17 protein-coding genes are annotated in these 18,110 nt (G+C 44.8%); 12 read left to right on the forward strand and 5 right to left on the reverse strand.

Annotated features, from left to right (window positions below; genetic code table 11):
- Window positions 1-289 precede the first annotated feature (289 nt).
- From ACHZC4_RS13430 to ACHZC4_RS13455, 6 genes are all read left to right on the forward strand, one after another.
- Window positions 290-1,114, forward strand: a complete 825-nt coding sequence (locus ACHZC4_RS13430; protein ID WP_394754370.1) for a TIGR04255 family protein — start codon at window positions 290-292, stop codon at window positions 1,112-1,114.
- An 18-nt stretch (window positions 1,115-1,132) separates the two neighbouring features.
- Window positions 1,133-1,780 carry a hypothetical protein gene (locus tag ACHZC4_RS13435; protein WP_394754371.1) on the forward strand — a complete coding sequence of 216 codons (648 nt, stop codon included), beginning with the start codon at window positions 1,133-1,135 and terminating at the stop codon, window positions 1,778-1,780.
- A gap of 7 nt (window positions 1,781-1,787) precedes the next feature.
- Window positions 1,788-2,237 (forward strand): hypothetical protein, encoded by a 450-nt coding sequence (locus tag ACHZC4_RS13440; RefSeq protein ID WP_394754372.1) that lies wholly within the window; start codon window positions 1,788-1,790, stop codon window positions 2,235-2,237.
- A gap of 289 nt (window positions 2,238-2,526) precedes the next feature.
- The gene (locus ACHZC4_RS13445) at window positions 2,527-2,751 is read left to right on the forward strand and encodes an addiction module protein (RefSeq protein WP_394754373.1); all 225 of its coding nucleotides are present in this window, start codon (window positions 2,527-2,529) and stop codon (window positions 2,749-2,751) included.
- A complete protein-coding gene (locus ACHZC4_RS13450; protein ID WP_394754374.1) occupies window positions 2,748-3,041 on the forward strand; it encodes a type II toxin-antitoxin system RelE/ParE family toxin in 294 nt (97 codons plus the stop codon). The genes ACHZC4_RS13445 and ACHZC4_RS13450 overlap by 4 nt, the downstream gene beginning before the upstream one ends.
- Before the next feature lie 217 nt (window positions 3,042-3,258).
- Complete coding sequence (locus ACHZC4_RS13455) at window positions 3,259-3,966, forward strand: tRNA1(Val) (adenine(37)-N6)-methyltransferase (RefSeq protein ID WP_394754375.1); 708 nt, start codon at window positions 3,259-3,261, stop codon at window positions 3,964-3,966.
- A gap of 281 nt (window positions 3,967-4,247) precedes the next feature.
- Here ACHZC4_RS13455 and ACHZC4_RS13460 read toward each other — a convergent pair whose 3' ends face one another.
- Window positions 4,248-5,900, reverse strand: a complete 1,653-nt coding sequence (locus ACHZC4_RS13460; RefSeq protein ID WP_394754376.1) for an alpha-keto acid decarboxylase family protein — start codon at window positions 5,898-5,900, stop codon at window positions 4,248-4,250.
- A gap of 364 nt (window positions 5,901-6,264) precedes the next feature.
- Here ACHZC4_RS13460 and speE point away from each other — a divergent pair, with 364 nt between their 5' ends.
- The 4 genes from speE (at window position 6,265) to ACHZC4_RS13480 (ending at window position 10,644) form a co-directional block, all read left to right on the forward strand.
- Complete coding sequence (gene speE / locus ACHZC4_RS13465) at window positions 6,265-7,119, forward strand: polyamine aminopropyltransferase (RefSeq protein ID WP_394754532.1); 855 nt, start codon at window positions 6,265-6,267, stop codon at window positions 7,117-7,119.
- 61 nt (window positions 7,120-7,180) lie between these two features.
- Entirely contained in the window at window positions 7,181-7,441 is a 261-nt protein-coding gene (locus ACHZC4_RS13470; protein ID WP_394754377.1) for an accessory factor UbiK family protein, read from the forward strand.
- Window positions 7,442-7,484: 43 nt separating this feature from the next.
- Window positions 7,485-8,993: a YifB family Mg chelatase-like AAA ATPase gene (locus ACHZC4_RS13475; protein ID WP_394754378.1), complete on the forward strand. Its 1,509-nt coding sequence runs from the start codon at window positions 7,485-7,487 to the stop codon at window positions 8,991-8,993.
- 391 nt (window positions 8,994-9,384) lie between these two features.
- Window positions 9,385-10,644 (forward strand): SpoIIE family protein phosphatase, encoded by a 1,260-nt coding sequence (locus ACHZC4_RS13480; protein ID WP_394754379.1) that lies wholly within the window; start codon window positions 9,385-9,387, stop codon window positions 10,642-10,644.
- Window positions 10,645-10,698: 54 nt separating this feature from the next.
- On the opposite strand, the gene ACHZC4_RS13485 is transcribed toward ACHZC4_RS13480, so the two are convergent.
- Window positions 10,699-11,172, reverse strand: coding sequence for a Crp/Fnr family transcriptional regulator (locus tag ACHZC4_RS13485; protein ID WP_394754380.1), 474 nt, complete (start codon window positions 11,170-11,172; stop codon window positions 10,699-10,701).
- A 302-nt stretch (window positions 11,173-11,474) separates the two neighbouring features.
- Between ACHZC4_RS13485 and pyrF the strand changes: the two genes are divergently transcribed.
- On the forward strand, window positions 11,475-12,185 hold the full coding sequence (pyrF, locus tag ACHZC4_RS13490; protein ID WP_394754381.1) for an orotidine-5'-phosphate decarboxylase: 711 nt from the start codon (window positions 11,475-11,477) through the stop codon (window positions 12,183-12,185).
- Window positions 12,186-12,245: 60 nt separating this feature from the next.
- Here the strand turns inward: pyrF and ACHZC4_RS13495 are convergent, their stop codons facing one another.
- Complete coding sequence (locus ACHZC4_RS13495) at window positions 12,246-13,565, reverse strand: L,D-transpeptidase family protein (RefSeq protein WP_394754382.1); 1,320 nt, start codon at window positions 13,563-13,565, stop codon at window positions 12,246-12,248.
- 232 nt (window positions 13,566-13,797) lie between these two features.
- Here ACHZC4_RS13495 and ACHZC4_RS13500 point away from each other — a divergent pair, with 232 nt between their 5' ends.
- Window positions 13,798-16,185, forward strand: coding sequence for a Lon protease family protein (locus ACHZC4_RS13500; RefSeq protein WP_394754383.1), 2,388 nt, complete (start codon window positions 13,798-13,800; stop codon window positions 16,183-16,185).
- Window position 16,186: 1 nt separating this feature from the next.
- On the opposite strand, the gene ACHZC4_RS13505 is transcribed toward ACHZC4_RS13500, so the two are convergent.
- Together ACHZC4_RS13505 and ACHZC4_RS13510 are read right to left on the reverse strand one after the other, a co-directional pair.
- Window positions 16,187-17,104 carry an ABC transporter ATP-binding protein gene (locus ACHZC4_RS13505; protein WP_394754384.1) on the reverse strand — a complete coding sequence of 306 codons (918 nt, stop codon included), beginning with the start codon at window positions 17,102-17,104 and terminating at the stop codon, window positions 16,187-16,189.
- Window positions 17,101-17,922, reverse strand: coding sequence for an ABC transporter permease subunit (locus tag ACHZC4_RS13510; RefSeq protein WP_394754385.1), 822 nt, complete (start codon window positions 17,920-17,922; stop codon window positions 17,101-17,103). Before ACHZC4_RS13510 ends, ACHZC4_RS13505 begins: the two co-directional genes overlap by 4 nt.
- Window positions 17,923-18,110 lie beyond the last annotated feature (188 nt).

The following is an 18,110-nucleotide window of genomic DNA, read 5'->3' on the forward strand; positions in this document are numbered from 1 at the left end:
AGCCTGTCGAAGGGTGGGCGGTTAAGCCGATCATGGTTCGACAAGCTCACCACGAACGGCTTAACCTGAAACTGTCCCACCTTAAGTGGATAGCCGAAAAACCTTATATACGAAATGGCCTGATGCTTACTGAATTTGGCTAAGTCAGAGAAAAATTTGGCAATATCAGGGATGATGATTTGTAAAGCCACTGAATAAATGCATTTCCATAAAGGAAAGTTTAGTTGAATTTATTTATGTATCGCCTTAAGAAGGAAAGTCGTCATGTTTAAATTAAGTGAGAATTAAATTGCAAACTTCAAGATCAAAAAAGTTGTCATATCGCCCAATAAATGGAGCTCATGCCATTGTTGAAGTGGTTTTTTTTGTACAATTTAGTCCTGAATTCAACCAAGCTACTAGAACAAAGCTTGCATCACTTGAATTTGACTTAAAGAATGATTTACCTAAAGCCGAACAAATTAAAAAGGTAGCTTTTCAATTTGCATCTGGGCACCACCCATCAGTGCAAAGTTCGGATGAAGAGCTGCTTGGTGTCGTGCTACAAGGTCTAAAAGAAGATGGAAGCGTTGAGTGGATGCTGAGGACTACAGAAAATACTATTGCTATACATTGTTTAGATTATACGACTTGGGCTGAGGTGAGCACGAAAGCAGAAGGTTTTCTAAAAAAAGCATTTGCTCATATGGGAGACTCAAATAGCTCTTTAGCTGTTGTAGGACTCAAGTATGTTGATAAGTTTATTTGTCATGACATATCAGATCAGCCAAATTTATCGGAACTGTTTAAAAATGATACGCCACATGTTGTAAAAACAGCATTTTATAACGATGGGTTATGGCATTCAAATTCCGGGTGGTTTGATAAGTTGGATGAATTACAATGCCTTAATCAATTAAATATTGATGCCAGTTTTATGGATGCTAATGAAAATAAACCAATAGAAATTTCAATAGATCATACCGTAATTGCTATTATTGGAAATGGTAATTGTAGCGAACCTATTCTTGAACTAAACTTAGATTTTATGTCCAAATTGCATCTAAAAAATAAAAAAGTTTTAGCTGATCTTCTAACTGAAGATATGCAAAAGCGGATTAACTTAAAGCCATGAGCTGGGGACTTTGAAAAAATGCCTATTATTCAAACGCTTGATATGAGGGCTTATGACTATTCTCTAGTAAACGGCATAACCTCCTGTTTCAAAAGAAACATCGACAATTTCCCGCGCGATTTCGGACATAATATCATTGACCAGTCCTATGATCATCTTATATCCACCAACAGCTTAGTAAAAACTTTTAAGGCTATTGCTATAACAACTACCTTATCCATAATTGTAAATCCATCAATAAGCTCTAAACCAGTTACAGCAAGACCATATGTTCATGCAAAGGCAAAAGATCAACATTTAAACACTGACAGAGTGGATTTAAAAATGATTGCTAGAATAAGGGATATAGGAATGTACTCTAATGGATGGGATGGCTCTAATGGAAAAGCCGCAAGCAATGCAGCAATTAATGAGGCTGAAATGTTTGTCAGACAACTTTCATTAAATACTAAAGAACCAATTATTACGTTAGCTGCTGATGGAGAAATAAACTTTCTTTGGGTTTTTTCTGACTTTAGGTTGGATTTAGGTATCTATGGCGACAATAGCTATTCGTATTATGGAAAAAAATCCGATGGTAAAGAATTTTTAGCAGATGAAAAACTAATAAATGAAAAATTACCAACAGAAATACTAGCACTTATTAACCAAAATAATATTCATTAATCTTTTAATGCCACGATATACTCAAGAAGATGAAAAAATTGCTCACAGCGAATTTGGAGTAGTAAAAGATGAAGAATATTTACTTCGTATTATTTATGCCCCCGAACATATTAGGGATGACTTAGTAATAGAATCGGCTATTGCCTTGGATGACTTAAGCACAAGAGGCTTTAGTCTTGATAGGGACGCATACAAGAATGATTCTGCTATACAGCAACGCATAAGCACTCAAAGTGACAAGCAACCTGATCAGAGACAAACTTATTTCATTGCAAAATTCCAGTGTATAAGCGTAAGAGATATGTTAGATGAGGCTAATAAAAGGGCATTTATTGTGATAGATGATGTCCATGACGATAATAAAGCTCATGCCTCACTCTATAGCGCAAAAGCGAATCTAGGTAAAGGTATTTTAAGAAAACTTAGATCGCAACTTTTACCGCTCCTTCAAAAATAACACGGTAAGGCACAATAACAGGCTAATCGTGTACTACCCCTTATGCACAAAGCAAATCGGGCATGCTTTTTATGCCGGACGTTTACTATGTTTTCATACGGTTACGGCTTTTTGACACTTATTGACTTCTCATCGGACACTGCTGTAGGGCAACCATAAAGCTGTTGTCTGGCCAGCGCATTCCATGCTCAAACTATTTAATACCTCAGTTTTTTATTAAGGTACTTATTAAAAAACGTTGTGCACGTTACAATTGCTAGCAACGCTACCCAACTTGGAGAATTAGCCAATGTCCACCACAACCGAAACCCTTTTACGGCAAGCTATACAGCTTCCTGTTAATGATCGCGCAGCCTTAATTGAGGGACTTATTATTAGCCTAGATAAACCCGACCCCTCACTGGATACCTTATGGCTACAAGAAGCCGAAAGCCGCCTTGCTGCCTACCGATCAGGTGAACTTGATGCCATTGATGCCGATGACGTTTTTGCTACGTTGGGTAAGCGCGTTTGAAAGTCAGGTTTTTACGTCCCGCAATCAGGGAGCTTAATGAAGCAATCCGGTATTACAACGTACAAAAAGTACGGCTGGGTGAAGAGTTTCGTGACGAAGCGTGGGAAACGATAGGCCGTATTAAGGAGTTTCCACTGGCATGGCATCCTTTAAATGAAACCATTAGACGATGCCAAATGCGTCGTTTCCCATATGGGTTAATTTACGAACCTTCCGAGTCCGAAATTGTCATCATTGCCGTTGCACATCTTCATCAAGAACCTGAATATTGGCGAATTCGGACACAATAAGTTTGTACCAATAGCCACACTGTCATTAAGCCAAGTAGATCAGGCGTGCTTTTTATGCCGGACATTTACTGTATTCCCATACGATTATGGATTTTGGGCTATTGATTGCTCATTGGACACTAATGTCGGGTAATTTTAAAGCTGTTGCCCGACCTACACTCCTCCATAATGAGAATTGCTGTGTACAATATCGCCAACTGTTAAACCCAACAAATCCATGTCAACCTTCCACTTCCAGCAGTTTTCAGTGCTGCAACAATACTCAGGCATGAAAGTATGCACAGATGCTGTGCTCTTCGGCGCGATGGCACCAGTCAATCGGGGCGACCGAGTGCTGGACATCGGGACCGGCACCGGACTGCTCTCGCTGATGGCGGCTCAGCTGGGCGCAGCGCAGGTAACCGGTGTAGAGTTAACCGAAGAGGCAGCTAAAGAAGCTGGGTTCAATTTTAAGCACAGCCCGTGGGCGAAGCATCTTGACATTGTGCATCAGGATATTCAAAGCTTTGCCTTAAAAGTAGATAGGTGTTACGACCTTATCATCAGCAACCCGCCGTTTTTTGAACAGCACAGTAGAGCGCTCAATGCGCTTAGAAATACCGCTCGCCACACCGATCAACTGCCTTACGCCGAACTAATCGGTAGCGTCGGCGCATTATTATCCCTTCAAGGCTTGTTTTATCTGTTACTTCCGGTGCATGCCGTCCTCAACTTTGCTGAGCAAGCCTTGGCAGCCAGCTTATATTTAATCCACCAAACCGATATTCAAGGCTACGCGCATAACACCGCCAAAGTTTCAGCACTGACCTTCAGCCGCCAAGCCGCTGAGTCTACGTCAAGCTTATTGACCATCTATGAATCTCGCAATGTTTACAGCCCAGACAGCGCAGCTTTCCTAAAGGATTTTTTGTTGCGCTTTGCTTAAAATAGCCAAGCTTATCTCGCGTCAACTATCTTGTCCGGTTGGAGACAATTACCATGGACGGTTTTAGCCAGGTAGATCAGTCATGCTTTTTATGCCCGACATTTGGCGTTTTTTCATACGGTTACGGCTTTCAGATACTTATTGATTCCTCATCGGACGCTACTGTCGGGCAACGATAAATCTGTTGCCCGACCTACGCATTCTTATCATCATCCCAACCTACGCCAGACAGATTATGATTTGTTTCAGTGGAGAGCCAATATATCTATGCCTCGACAAGCTCAATTCCCACCTTTTACTTTGGCTTTCAAGTGCGCTCCCAGACGTTTCATGGCTGGAGATGCATCCTCCACGGTAAGATGCACATTAATAATGCTAGGCATCGTGCGGTTATTGAGTGATTGTACAAGTGCCTCCTCAAAGTCTTGTTCAGTAGAAGCATCGTAGCCTTTTAGCGGGCCAAATACTTCCCCCAGCCGGTCAAAGCGCCAATCATTTATATCATTAAAGGGCCCTTCAAGAATGTAGCGCTCAGTGCTGTAACCACGATTGTTAAACACCACCACAATGGGATTCAGCCCAAGGCGAGCATGCGTGGAAAGTTCTGTGCCGGTCATTTGAAAAGCACCATCGCCAATTAAAACAAGGCTACGATGATCGGGCCGTGCAACTTGTGCGCCCAGCGCAGCAGGCATTGCAAAACCCATGGAGGTATAAAAACTGGAAGCCAAAAATTCACTTTGTTCATGTACGCGTAAATCGATAGCGGCAAACAGGCAATCACCGACATCACACACCACAATCATGTCCGGAGTAAGCGCCTCATTAAGGCGATCCGCCAAACGAGTAATAGTGATGGGGCGGTTTGGCTCAGGAAAATTATTTGGCTCTCCTGTTACAGGAGACACTAAAAAATCGTCACGATAAGGTTTGACTGCACTTATCAGGTGGGATAAAAAATCGGTTAAGGCGATATTCGGATAACGGTGGGCACTGATTATCACCTCATTCAGGGAGGCACGGATCATTTTATGGGGGTCAAGTTTGGCTGTATAAATGCCAGTGTCGATTTCATTTAAAGTAACGCCCAGCATCAGCAAAGAATCGGATTGCTCGACCATGTAACGGGCATTTTCGGAGCTCATCGCGCCTTCGTAAATACCCAAATAGGCGGGATGGCGTTCGGCAATCACCGACTTACCGGTTAATGTGGCTACCACGGGTATACGTGAGCGTTCCACAAGCTCCACTAAAGCGCCTTGCAGCCCGCGTCGGTGTAACTCAACCCCGGCAATAATAATAGGTGAAACTGACGTCGCCATCAATGCGGTGGTTTCTGCAATGGCTTCTGATAATGCGGTCGGATCGCTAACAAACTGCTCTATGGCCTCAGCGGGCATAGGATAGCCTTCAACATTGACCAAATCCCTGGGGATTTCTATATACACCGGTTTACAAAACCGGCGTGCTGCGGCAATGGCTCGGTCTATCTGGCGAAAAGCGATTACGGGATCATTGAGTACTACGGTGGCACAGGTAATACGTTCAAAAATTTCGCGTTGCAACGTAAAAGGCCCAAAGCGATGATGGATCAAAGGATCATCCCTTTGTTCACGCACCCCAGGCGCACCGCTGATGACGATGACAGGTGAAGATTCTGCATAAGCCCCCGCCACGGCATTAACCGTATTTAAAGCACCTACGCCGTAAGTGACTGCCAACGCTCCCATTCCAAGGCAACGCGCATAACCGTCAGCGGCAAAAGCGGCAGTGTCCTCTCGAGTAGTGCCGATATGCTGGATAGGGCTTTTGACTATGAGGTCATAAAATCCAAGGATGTAATCGCCAGGAACGCCAAAAATATGCTGAACACCTGCTGCATGTAAACTTTTGAGAAGATATTGCCCAATAGTATCAACTTTAGTAATGCTCATAATGAATTATCCTATGGAAAAGTAATTATCAAGCAAGCCACTAAACGAGTATGTCATCGGAAAAAAATTAAAACATAAGCGTATTTTTTGATATTACGCCTTACCCATCATGGTGCGCGAGACATTTTGCAGGTATTAACCCATTGGCTAAAAAACTAAAAATGCAGTGGGCTATAATCTCTATTTTAATAAGGTTTATGACCGTTTAAGGAGGCAATTGTTCAAGATAATGTTTACAAAACTGCTGGCGTTATTATGGGGTATTAAATTAAGCGAATAACTGTAGATGTAAAGTTATCTGCGCTATTTAGGATCACAGCTGCGGCCAAACTCTAATATAATGCTTTATTTTTCAGGAATTCCCATCATGAATCCAACCGAGTGGTTTACCGAACAAGTCCCCGCTGCTGGCACTGCATTTTCACTTAAAATTAAAAAGAAACTGCACGAGGAGCAATCTGAGTTCCAGTTTTTGGAAATGTACGAAACCGAAACTTTTGGCAACCTGATGGTGATTGACGGCTGCACGATGGTATCTACCCGTGACAACTTCTTTTACCACGAGATGATGAGCCATCCTGCGCTATACACGCATCCTAATCCCAAAACGGTGTGGATTATCGGTGGCGGTGATTGTGGCACTTTAAGAGAAGTTTTAAAGCATCCGTCGGTAGAGCACGCGGTACAGATTGATATTGATGAGCGCGTCACCCGTTTGGCGGAAATTTATTTTCCTGAACTGTGTGAATCTAACGGCGACCCACGCGCTGATCTTAAATTTATTGATGGCATTAAATGGGTGAAAGATGCAGCACCCAATTCGGTAGACATTATTATTGTCGATAGCACCGATCCGGTTGGTCCTGCGGAAGGTTTGTTCAGTGCCGCATTTTACCGAGATTGCGCAGCGTGTTTAACCGAAAATGGCATGGTCATTCAACAAAGCGAGTCGGCATTATTGCATTTAAAACTTATTAAGGAAATGCGCGATGCCATGAGTAGCGCAGGTTTTAGCCATTTACAAACCCTGTTTTTCCCACAATGTTTATACCCCTCCGGCTGGTGGAGTGCAACTATTGCCAGCAAAGCTGATCTAACAAAATTCAGAGAACAAGATGCTGCCAACAAACCTTTTGAGACTGTCTACTATAATGTCGATATACACAAGGCATCGTTGGCACAACCTGAGTTCTTCAAGAAAGCCATGGCTTTAAAATAAACCCCTTCCTGCCGATAGATGGTTACAAGCTCATCGGCATCACCCACCCAGAGGTAAACCCATGTTTGATGCAAAATCCATAGATGATATCGCCAACCGTTTAATCAATTCCATACCCCCAGGTCTTACTAACTTAAAAGAAGATATGGACAAAAATTTCCATGCTATTTTGCAATCGGCTTTAGGTCGATTGGACTTGGTGACCCGTGAAGAATTTGAAGTGCAAAAGGCGGTGCTGGCAAAAACCCGTGCCAAATTAGACGCACTGGAAAAGCGTGTGTTAGCTATTGAAGCGCAAGTACTGGATAAAGCAGAGCTTTAAAACCAACGCCCTAACAGGCCGACCTAACACGGAGTAGTTAAAGATGGCCTTAGCAATTGTGTATAGCCGTGGGCGCTCAGGTATTGATGCGCCCTTGGTTACCGTTGAAGTGCATGTTGCCAATGGCTTGCCGGCGATGTCTATTGTCGGCTTGCCGGAAGCGGCGGTTAAAGAAAGCAAAGACCGCGTTCGCGGCGCATTATTAAATTCCAAATTTGAATTTCCCGCCCAACGCATTACCATCAATCTTGCCCCTGCCGATTTACCTAAAGAAAGTGGACGTTTTGATTTGGCGATTGCCTTGGGAATTTTGGCGGCATCGGGTCAGATACCCAAATACAATCTTGAGCAATATGAATGCGTGGGCGAATTGTCCTTGGGCGGTCAACTACGGCCTATTATTGGTGTATTGCCCATTGCCATTCAAGCCCGTAACAGCAAGCGCAAGCTGATTTTGCCGAAAGAAAATATTGGCGAAGCGGCGCTGGTTAAAGATATTGAGATTGTACCCGCAGAACATTTGTTAGAGGTGTGCGCGCACCTCACAGGGCAAAAATTTATTACCAGCGTGTACGCACCCGATATACAGCCGACACCTGAATCCGATATTGATTTTGCTGATGTGCATGGCCAATATCATGTAAAGCGCGCGTTTGAGATTGCCGCCGCAGGGAACCATAATCTGCTGATGCTGGGCCCGCCTGGAACGGGTAAATCCATGCTGGCATCGCGCTTGCCGACTATTTTACCCATGTTAACTGAGCAACAAGCGCAAGAAACGGCAGCGATTGCTTCGGTAAGTGATTGCGGCATAGACCTTGCCAACTGGTTAAAACCACCTTTCCGCGCGCCACACCATACCGCGTCTGCGGCGGCGTTAGTCGGTGGTGGCAGTAATCCTAAGCCCGGTGAAATTTCGCTGGCGCATAACGGCACGTTGTTTCTGGATGAATTGCCGGAATTTGACCGCAAGGTGCTGGAGGTGTTGCGCGAACCTTTGGAAACTGGTCATATCACTATTTCCCGTGCGACAAGGCAAGCGGATTTTCCGGCACGCTTCCAGTTAATTGCGGCGATGAATCCGTGCCCTTGTGGTTATTTGGGCGATGCGTCTGGGCGTTGCCATTGTTCATCTGAGCAGGTTTTGCGTTACCGTGCCCGCATATCAGGACCGTTGTTGGATAGGATTGATATGCACCTGGAAGTGCCGCGTGTACCGCACGAGGTGTTACGCAAGGGTTCACCGGAGGGCGAGGAAACGAGTGCGGCTATTCGAGGGCGTGTGGTGGCTGCCCGCGCTATTGCAGCAGCGCGTAACGGCAAGCCCAATTCGGCATTAAGTGCCAAGGAAGTTAAGCTTTATTGTGATTTGACCGAACCTGGCCACAAGTTGCTGGAGCAAGCGATGGATAAGTTTGGTTTGTCGCATCGAGCCTATCATCGCATTTTAAAATTGGCTCGGACGATTGCCGATTTGGCGGGTGCTGAGCATATCGCGGTTAATCATTTAAGCGAAGCGATTGGCTATCGGAAGTTGGATCGTAGGGTTTAGGTCACTGCTATTAAGTGGCTACACACATAAGACGGTACACTCAATAAGGCACACCGTTCGGCCAGAGCTTGTCGAAGGGTGTACGGCGTGCCGCTCATGGTTCGACAGGCTCACCACGAACGGCACACCTTCACCTGTCCTGCCTTAAGTTGGAAGCCCATTAAGTTAAGCAAAAAGCCCCCTCTCCTGCTGGAGAAGGAGCTTAAAAGCCGTGTAGATACTTATGATCGCAGGGTTTGATGCAAGCCTCAGATTGGCGCGTTAATTTTGCAGTGTGTGAGCCTAAATTATCCCTAACCGTTGTTTAAACCCGTTAAAGCCAATTGCCTTAAGACAATAATAACGTTACGCTCTGGTAACTGGCTGGCGCGTAACTTCTTGGACTGGGAAAATGAAAAAATACACCGGACAAATGGGTGATCTTTTACAGGTATTGGAAATATCTCGCAATCTTGCCTTAAACCATGATTTGCAAGGCCTGATCAAGCAAATTGAACAAGCCGCTGTTACCGTGCTCAACTGCGAACGAGCCACGGTTTTTGTTTACGCTAAAAATACCGACGAACTATATGGCCTAGTTTGCGACCGTATCGGAAAACTATGTGTACCTGCCGATTCTGGCATTGCGGGCACTTGTTTTAATACCGGTAAGCTAGTGAATGTATCTGATGCCTATGAAGACCCGCGTTTTAATACCTCAGTCGATCTGCTGACCGGCTTTAAAACCCGTAATATTTTGGCTGCACCGTTATTTGGCGACCAGAAAAATGTTCTGGGTGTATTAGAAGTGCTCAATAAAACCGACCATGCCTTCGGAGAATGGGATGAATTTTTATTGGAAGTCTTATCCGCGCAATGCGGTGTGGCCATTCATCGACAGGCGTTAATGGAAGAGTTCGCTGAACGTAAACGTCTGCAACAGGAACTGGCTATTGCCCAAGGCATTCAAAAAAGTCTCTTGCCAGCTTCGGCACCCATAATTGCCGGTTACGACATTGCCGGATGGAGCCAATCTGCACAAGAAACCGGTGGCGATTTTTTCGATTTCCATGTACAGGATGACGGCTGTTTAATACTCATTTTGGCCGATGTGTCAGGCCACGGGATTGGTCCGGCGCTGTTGGCAGCGGAATGCTGGGCTTTGCAACGGGCTTTTTTTTCATGGGCCGCAGATTACCACTCAAGCTTAACCTATATCAACCAACTCATCTGCCGACATATTCCCAGCGACCGGTTTATTACCGCTTTTACCGCTCACTTGAATGCCGAAAACAATACCCTAAGTTTTTTATCGGCCGGCCAAGGCCCGGTTTTCATTGTGCGGGTTGCAGAAAGCCGTATCGAAACATTACCCATCACTTGTTTACCGTTAGGTATTTTGGCCGACAACTGTTATGAAGAGTGGCAAACCATCTCATTCAATGCAGAGGATATTTTGATTGCCTTTACCGATGGTTTTTTTGAATGGGAAAACCCGTCAGGAGATTGTTTTGGAACTGATAGAATCTGCGAAAATGTGTTGTCTCATGCCGAGCTTTCAGCCGCCAGCATTATTGAACGCGTTTATCAACAGTTGCTGAGTTTTGCCCAAGGAACCCAGCAGCAAGATGATTTGACTGCGGTGGTCATTAAAAAATTACCCGATAGATAATGCATTGTCCACGATGTTAAGCAGTCACTTTGAATATACACAGCCTAAAAATGTTTAGGCAAATCCAACCGGATTCCATTCATCCATCATTTTCTGACGTGCCGCATCAAGACGCATTGACATTAGTTCTGCAAATTTCTTTAACAGCGCGTAACCGAACTTGGGTTCTTGCTCGCATCGCTCTAATAAAGCTTTCCCATCAAACATGAGCAATTCCGAATCCTCTTCGGCCATAGTTTGAAAACTCCATTTATAGGGTGATATCAACCAAGACCACCCCAAGACTTGATCCTTCCCCAGCGTTTGAATTTCCAAAGTTGGACCCATTATCGCCGGCATTTGTATAGAAATGCGCCCATTAAGAACCACATAAAACTTGTCGGCATTTTCGCCCTGTCGAAATAAGATCTGTCCCTTTTTTATTTCCCGCGTGCTGGAACACTCACACAGGAATTTAAGGACGTCATCACTGAAACCAGAAAAAAACGCATGATCCGCCAGATACTGGTTAATTGATTGATTACTCATTATTTATCCCCCGCAACTGAATGATGACAACACTAGAAAATGGCGCTACAAATATAAAGCCTGTTTCTTTTGATGGCCAATAGCATTTTAAAGTTCAATGAAGCCAAAACATATAAACCGATAAATTGCCAAATTTAATCTTAACGTATTCTAGTGAACCCTTTAAGCAACGTTTATTCTAAACAATTGATTTAAATTACATAACACCGGATTAAACCCTCCATCCGCGCATAGCGAAATAGTCTGAAGGAGCCTAATTATGCTAAAATTGCCGCGATTATAATTTGTCATTGGTAAACAACATGAAAAACATAGCCCTGAATGAACGCATCATTTTTGCGCTGGATGTCGCGCACGCCGACGAAGCAAAAGACTGGGTTAAAAAACTCGACAGTGATATGAAATTTTTTAAGGTGGGTTTAGAGCTATTTTTGGCCGGTGGCTGGGATATTGTCGATTTTATTATTGATCGCGGCAATAAAGTCATGCTTGATCTCAAGTTTTTCGACATTCCAGAAACCGTTCACTTAGCGGTGCAGCAGCTCAAAAACAAAGGCGTAACGCTCACCACCATTCATGGCAATGATGCCATCATTAAAGCCGCCTTAACCGACAAAGGCGATTTAAAAGTATTGGCAGTCACCGTACTGACTAGCTTTGATGAATCGGATATGCGTCAAATGGGCTTGACCGGATCGGTTGCTGATTTGGTATTAATTCGCGCTAAAAAAGCACTCGACTTGGGCTGTGATGGCGTCGTATCGTCGGCATTGGAAGCACAGGCCATACGCCAGCAATCCAGCGATGATTTCCTGATCGTAACACCTGGCATACGCCCTTCATCCAGTGTTGTCGGCGAGGATGACCAACGTCGTATTGCCACAGCACGGCAAGCCATCATTAGCGGCGCAAACCATGTCGTTATCGGCAGACCCATCAGAACCGCTGCCGATCCTATCGGTACGCTTAAAAAGCTTTATGAAGAAATCGAGCAAGGGCTAGCTGCGGGTTAAGTTCTCTGCTGGAAGCGCGGCATTTAGCGACGCAAAATCTTGCGTCGCTACCGATCAGGCTTAACGCTGGCTAGACAATATCACTGGCTCTATGGGCTTTACCTCTACTTCAAACTCATAGCGGATGCGCTTGGCAAAGGCCTTGGTTTCTTTTGCATCTTTAAAAGGCCCAGCAATGACTTGATATTCGCTGCCTTTTTGCACTTTTCTGGCCGGAATACTGGGGCCCTGATGCGTTAGCATGGCAACCATGCGCTGCGCTGAAACTTCATCTTTAAAGGTATCTACCAAAATTGACCAATCACTGTTTGTTAACGGTGCAACCGCAGGCTGGCCGTACAATGCGCTGGGTCGGGTCAAATGCATAGCGCTATTAGATAACGCCGTAATATCAGGGCTGTTGACCAAAACGGGTGTGGGGATACCATCCGCACGTTGCAGTACAGCGTTAACCTTATCCCAGTCTACCTTGGCACTTTTGGTCTTACTCATTTTTTTCAGCTGTTTTATAAAGGCTTTCTTTTTGGCACTTTTGCCGCCACCTGCCTGCGAAACCGGATCGTGTGCTTCGACATACAGCATGTCCTGATCCCATGCCGCCAAATACGGCTGGTGGACAATGTGTACCGGCGTGCCTACTTTTACATCGTTAAACAACACTTCAATATCTTCAGGATAAAGCTGAATACAGCCATGGCTCACCTGCATACCAATGCCGTAAGGTTTATTGGTACCGTGTATCAAATAACGCGGAATAGCCAGACGCATGGCATAGTAGCCCAACGGATTACTAGGCCCTGAGCGCACTACGCGCGGTAAAATATCACCTTTTTGGGCATGCTCACGATAAATGGAATCCGGCACGTGCCATTCGGGATTAGCGGTTTTAATGGCCACCCGCGTCAAGCCCATCGGCGTATTCCAGCCATCCCGGCCAATACTGACCGGATAAGTCTCCACTTGTGCCTGTTTTTTAGGGTAATGAAACAAGCGCATATTAGCGAGATTAAGCACAATACCTTTGTGGGGGGCTTCCGGTAAAATGAATTGCAACGGTAATAACACCTGGCTGCCTGCTCTGGGTGTCCATGGGGTAATATTTGGATTAGCAATACTGATATCGGTATAACCCAGGCCATAATGTCTGGCAATATCAGACAGGGTATCGCCTTCTTGGCTGTTTACCACAGCAAGCTTGCCGACCATATTTTGCTGGTCGTTTACAGGAAATTCATGCTTGGCAATCGATTGAGTCGGTGTAGGTAGAAGGACGGTTGTAGAATCATGAGAAAAAAGACTGGAAAAACTCTGACAGCCGCTCAGCAGCATTGCCAAAAGTACCATTAAAGCGGTTAAAAAGGGGCGTTTATAGTGTGGCATACGGTTTTTATTATTACCTTAAAAAAGCAAGACTCTAGATTGGATCAATGGGTTATTTAAAGCACAAAACATTAAGTACACATTAAGGCCAACAAATTTTTGATTTCTTTTATCAAATTTTATAACAAAACAACTGAGTAATATAAAGCATTTTTTTTGTTAAAAGACAGGCTTTTGTCACTAAAAATGATAGACTTGCCGCTGTTTGCAACCTCAGGCTACTTACGTTTTCATGTCCAATACTACAAAACTCCCTCTTGAATCTTTAAAACTGCATATCGATTTAAGTGATTTTAAATTTTCTGCTGTGCAGCCAAGAAAAATATCCATTTTAGGACAGCCGCGAGCACAAGCCGCATTTGAATTTGGCATTGCCATGACCAATGCCGGCTACAATATTTTTGTGATGGGCGATCCAGGTTTGGGGCGCTTGACGATGGTTACCGACCACCTGAACACTATCGCACAACACTTGCCCGCACCGCCTACTTACGCTTATGTGGATAATTTTTCCAATTCCAGGGAGCCCTTGGCCCTAGAATTACCCCCAGAATACGGGCAAGTTTTTGTTAAAGATATTGAAAAACTGATTGATAACGTACTGGCAACATTTCCGGCCGCCTTTGAAAGCCCTACTTATCAGCAAAAGAAAAATGCTATTGAGCGCCAGTTCAGCCAAACCTATAACACGGCCATCGATACGGTTGAAGAAAAAGCGCAAACCCTCAAGATTGCTTTATTCAGGGAAGGGGAAGCCATCACCTTTGGGCCTATTAAAAACAAAAAGACCTTAAGCCAGGAACAATTTACCCAATTACCCCAGCCGGAACGTGAATTATTCCATAAACACGTTGAACAACTGGAAGATTACCTCAGCGATGCGTTACTGGAATTGCCGCAATGGCGACGCATCATGATCGATAACCTTAAGCAATTGGATAATGACTCAATCAGTCTTGCACTAGAGCCACTGTTAAGCGAATTGCATGATAAGTATGCCGCCATCGAAGATGTCATTACTTATTTATCGGAACTAAAAAGCAACCTCGAAATCACTATCAGTGATTACCTGATGCTCGGCAGAAGCCTGGAATCTAACGATAATACATCCAGACGACTCAGCCTGATTGAGCAATATATGCCCAATATTTTGATCGAAAATAAGCTGGACTGCGGAGCACCGGTGGTGCATGATCCGCATCCTGTGTATCAGAATTTATTTGGCCGTATTGAATACATTAGCGACCAAGGCACCTTAATTACCCATTACCGTAAAATTTGTGCAGGCTCTTTGCATAAAGCCAATGGCGGCTATTTAATACTGGATGCCGAAAAACTACTGACCTATCCTTTTGTTTGGGACAGCCTTAAACGCGCCTTGCAGTCCGGTTGTATTGAAATTGATTCGCCTTATTCTGAGCTAGGCATTAACACCATCACGCTCAAGCCAGAAGTGATTCCGCTGAACGTCAAAATTATTCTGGTAGGTTCACCGGATATCTATTATCTGTTAGAAGAAATGGACAGTGAATTTAACGAGATGTTTAAAATCCTGGCTGATTTTGATAATCACATTCCGCGCACCGATGAAACCATGCATCAGTTTGCGACCTTAATGGCGCAACAAGCCCACGATGCCCATACCAAACCCCTTACCCGCAGTGCTATTGAAGGCCTGATTGAACACAGTTGCCGACTTGCCGAGAACCAGCATTATTTTTCAGCACGCATTAACGATAGTCTGGAAGTTATTGGGGAAGCCAACTTTTTTTGCACTCAAACTCAGGCCAGCCAAATAGAGCGCAGCCATATTGAGCAAGCCCTGGCAGCCCGAGAATACCGCAATGGCCGCTTGCCACAAACCATACTCGACGAAATGTTGGATGGTTCCATACTTATAGATACCGACGGTGACGCAGTAGGAAAAATTAACGGTTTGACGGTATTGGAAGTCGGTGGCAGCAGTTTTGGTGCACCGGCAAGAATTACTACAACGGTATATCCAGGTTCCAGAGGCATAGTAGATATTGAGCGCGAAGCGGAATTGGGTCAGGCCATTCATTCAAAAGGCGTGATGATTTTAACCGGTTATTTGGGGCATTGTTATGCACAACAATTTCCGCTAGCCATCTCTGCCAGCATAGCGGTTGAACAATCTTACGGCTATATCGATGGCGACAGCGCCTCGCTGGCCGAGTTGTGTTGCCTGATTTCGGCGCTTACCCGTACGCCTATTATGCAGTCGTTTGCCGTCACCGGCTCCGTTAACCAATATGGCGAAGTGCAGCCGGTAGGCAGTGTGAATGAAAAAGTGGAAGGCTTTTTTAGATTATGCAAAGCCAGAGGACTTAACGGCCAGCACGCTGTTATTATTCCTGCGGCCAATAAACGCAACTTAATGTTAAAGCAGGAAGTGATTGATGCAGTAGCGCAAGGCTTGTTTGCCGTGTATGCCGTTACCAGCGTTGATGAAACCTTAGAGTTATTAACCGGTTATCTGGCTGGAACATTAGACAGTGATGGGTTATACCCCGCCAACAGCATCAACTTTAATGCTATCGTCCGCTTAAAAGAAATTTCTGAACTAACCACGGACGATGATAAGGAAGAAGGCAGTTAAGTTATTCGCTAAAAAAAAGTTTTTCTTCCAGCGTCTTGCCGTGGCTCAATTGCCGATAGTGCCAGCCGTTAGCATTGATACATTGCATCAGCTGCAAATCCATTGAAGGCTTGGTGTCAGGATTATACTCAACTATAAATTCATTTTTCTGGGGATTGGTAACCTGTACCACACCGACTAAAGCCTGAAACTTAGCCATAACATCTACAGCTGTACAAGCTTCCATTTGCAGGGTAATAAAGCGGGTTGCCGCCTGCTGTCCGTTAATATGAGTATGTTCTGGCTGCAAAATGCCGTTGTGCAGCAGCAATACCTGATGGCACAATCGATCCAGTTCGGTTAAATCATGAGAGCTGATAACAAAAGTAGTTTCCGGCGATTGTTCGGTAATGATTGAACGCACGCTGCGGACATTCACCGGATCAAGCCCTGCGGTGGGTTCGTCGAGTAATATCAACGCGGGTTTACCGATTAAAGCTTGGGCAATCGATACCCTTTTGGCCATGCCATGACTCAGTACCTGCGGCTTACTGTGCGCAATCTCTGTTAGTGCAACCGCCTCCAAAACGCGGCTTGTTTCCAACATTGCTTCTTGCTTAGTGAATCCCTGTAAACGGGCATAAAAAACCAGTTGCTCTGCTATGGTAAAGCTTGGGTCAAGTCTTGCATCCTGCGGCAGCGCAGATACTTTACCAATCAATTGCGCTGCACCCGGTGGGTATCCAAACAGCTTTACTGTGCCGGAAGTCTGGCGTAAAAACCCAGATAAGATACTAAGCAAAGTGGTTTTACCTGCACCATTAGGCCCCACTAATCCTATAGGTTCGCCCGCCCCCAGCTCAAAGTTAAGATTGTTGAGTGCGAACTTACCGGAATAAACGTGGCTCAGCTGTTGACATTGAATAATCGGTGTTTTCATAGGGCTTGCTTGGTCATTATCCAACGCCCTGCGGCTAATAAAATCAGGCTTTGCAAAAGCGGGATATAAGCCAGTTGCAAGGTTTTCCATTCCGAAAGCTCTGTCAGGGCAGATATTTGATAGCCTGGAATCAAGCATTTAAAAAAGGCCAGTGCCGGCAGGTAGTACGCTAAAATATTGAGGATACCAGCAAGAAAAGTCCAGATTAAAATAGCCCACACCGTTGCTTGGCGAACCGACTTAACGGCCGCGGATAAAGCGGCCATCATGGCGGTAAACGGCAGCACAGCCAGAACAACATTCATGGTTATCGCAGCCAAATTGGGCAATGCGGCAGAAAAAAGCGTCGCGTCCCGGTATAGCACCAATGCGAGAGTCGCTAAGGCTGTGGCGCTAATCAACACTGTCTGAATCATCATAACCCCTGCAAAACGCCCAAAAAATACACTGCTGCGGCTACTGCGTAAAGTGATGAAACGTAGCGTACCTCGTTCCCGATCCGAACAGGTTTGATCGGCGGCCAGGGTAATGCTCAGCATAGGAAATATAAACAGTGCAAAATGCCAGTAAACGGAAAATTCAGGAATAGCCCAATGTTGTAACGAGCTTAGTCCGATAAAATCAAAAAAACTAGCCCCTTCCATAAAGCCTTTTCCCTGTACCAGCATATCAGCAGCAAAGCGTAGCGGATACCACAGGATAAAATACCAAACCACTACAAACGTAAGTAGAGATAGCAAGCCTTTACGGGTTGCAAAAAACCGTTTGAGTTCAAATTGGCTGATGAGTAAGAGGTGGGGGAAAAAGCCAGGCTGCATGGTTTTGTATTTGATTGTGCTACGGAAATGAGTTGTATTTACGCTTAAGGTAACACGCCCCAAATAAGCTGAGCAACTTGAAATGCTGATTTGGTTTTTTGCGTGCCCTTGTACCTGCTTGGAAGAACTTATAAGATGACTAATAATTCCACCTATACACAGCAGAACTTTGCCTTGGCCGCATGCGA

This window comes from Crenothrix sp., from assembly GCF_043729335.1.
Classification (GTDB): domain Bacteria; phylum Pseudomonadota; class Gammaproteobacteria; order Methylococcales; family Methylomonadaceae; genus Crenothrix.

Coding starts and splice junctions, on each gene's coding strand:
- ACHZC4_RS13445 (WP_394754373.1), top strand. CDS start 2,527: ATGTCCACCACAACCGAAACCCTTTTACGGCAAGCTATACAGCTTCCT.
- ACHZC4_RS13495 (WP_394754382.1), bottom strand. CDS start 13,565: ATGCCACACTATAAACGCCCCTTTTTAACCGCTTTAATGGTACTTTTG.
- ACHZC4_RS13440 (WP_394754372.1), top strand. CDS start 1,788: ATGCCACGATATACTCAAGAAGATGAAAAAATTGCTCACAGCGAATTT.
- ACHZC4_RS13455 (WP_394754375.1), top strand. CDS start 3,259: ATGTCAACCTTCCACTTCCAGCAGTTTTCAGTGCTGCAACAATACTCA.
- ACHZC4_RS13460 (WP_394754376.1), bottom strand. CDS start 5,900: ATGAGCATTACTAAAGTTGATACTATTGGGCAATATCTTCTCAAAAGT.
- pyrF (WP_394754381.1), top strand. CDS start 11,475: ATGAAAAACATAGCCCTGAATGAACGCATCATTTTTGCGCTGGATGTC.
- ACHZC4_RS13510 (WP_394754385.1), bottom strand. CDS start 17,922: ATGCAGCCTGGCTTTTTCCCCCACCTCTTACTCATCAGCCAATTTGAA.
- ACHZC4_RS13475 (WP_394754378.1), top strand. CDS start 7,485: ATGGCCTTAGCAATTGTGTATAGCCGTGGGCGCTCAGGTATTGATGCG.
- ACHZC4_RS13435 (WP_394754371.1), top strand. CDS start 1,133: ATGCCTATTATTCAAACGCTTGATATGAGGGCTTATGACTATTCTCTA.
- ACHZC4_RS13505 (WP_394754384.1), bottom strand. CDS start 17,104: ATGAAAACACCGATTATTCAATGTCAACAGCTGAGCCACGTTTATTCC.
- ACHZC4_RS13500 (WP_394754383.1), top strand. CDS start 13,798: ATGTCCAATACTACAAAACTCCCTCTTGAATCTTTAAAACTGCATATC.
- ACHZC4_RS13485 (WP_394754380.1), bottom strand. CDS start 11,172: ATGAGTAATCAATCAATTAACCAGTATCTGGCGGATCATGCGTTTTTT.
- ACHZC4_RS13480 (WP_394754379.1), top strand. CDS start 9,385: ATGAAAAAATACACCGGACAAATGGGTGATCTTTTACAGGTATTGGAA.
- ACHZC4_RS13470 (WP_394754377.1), top strand. CDS start 7,181: ATGTTTGATGCAAAATCCATAGATGATATCGCCAACCGTTTAATCAAT.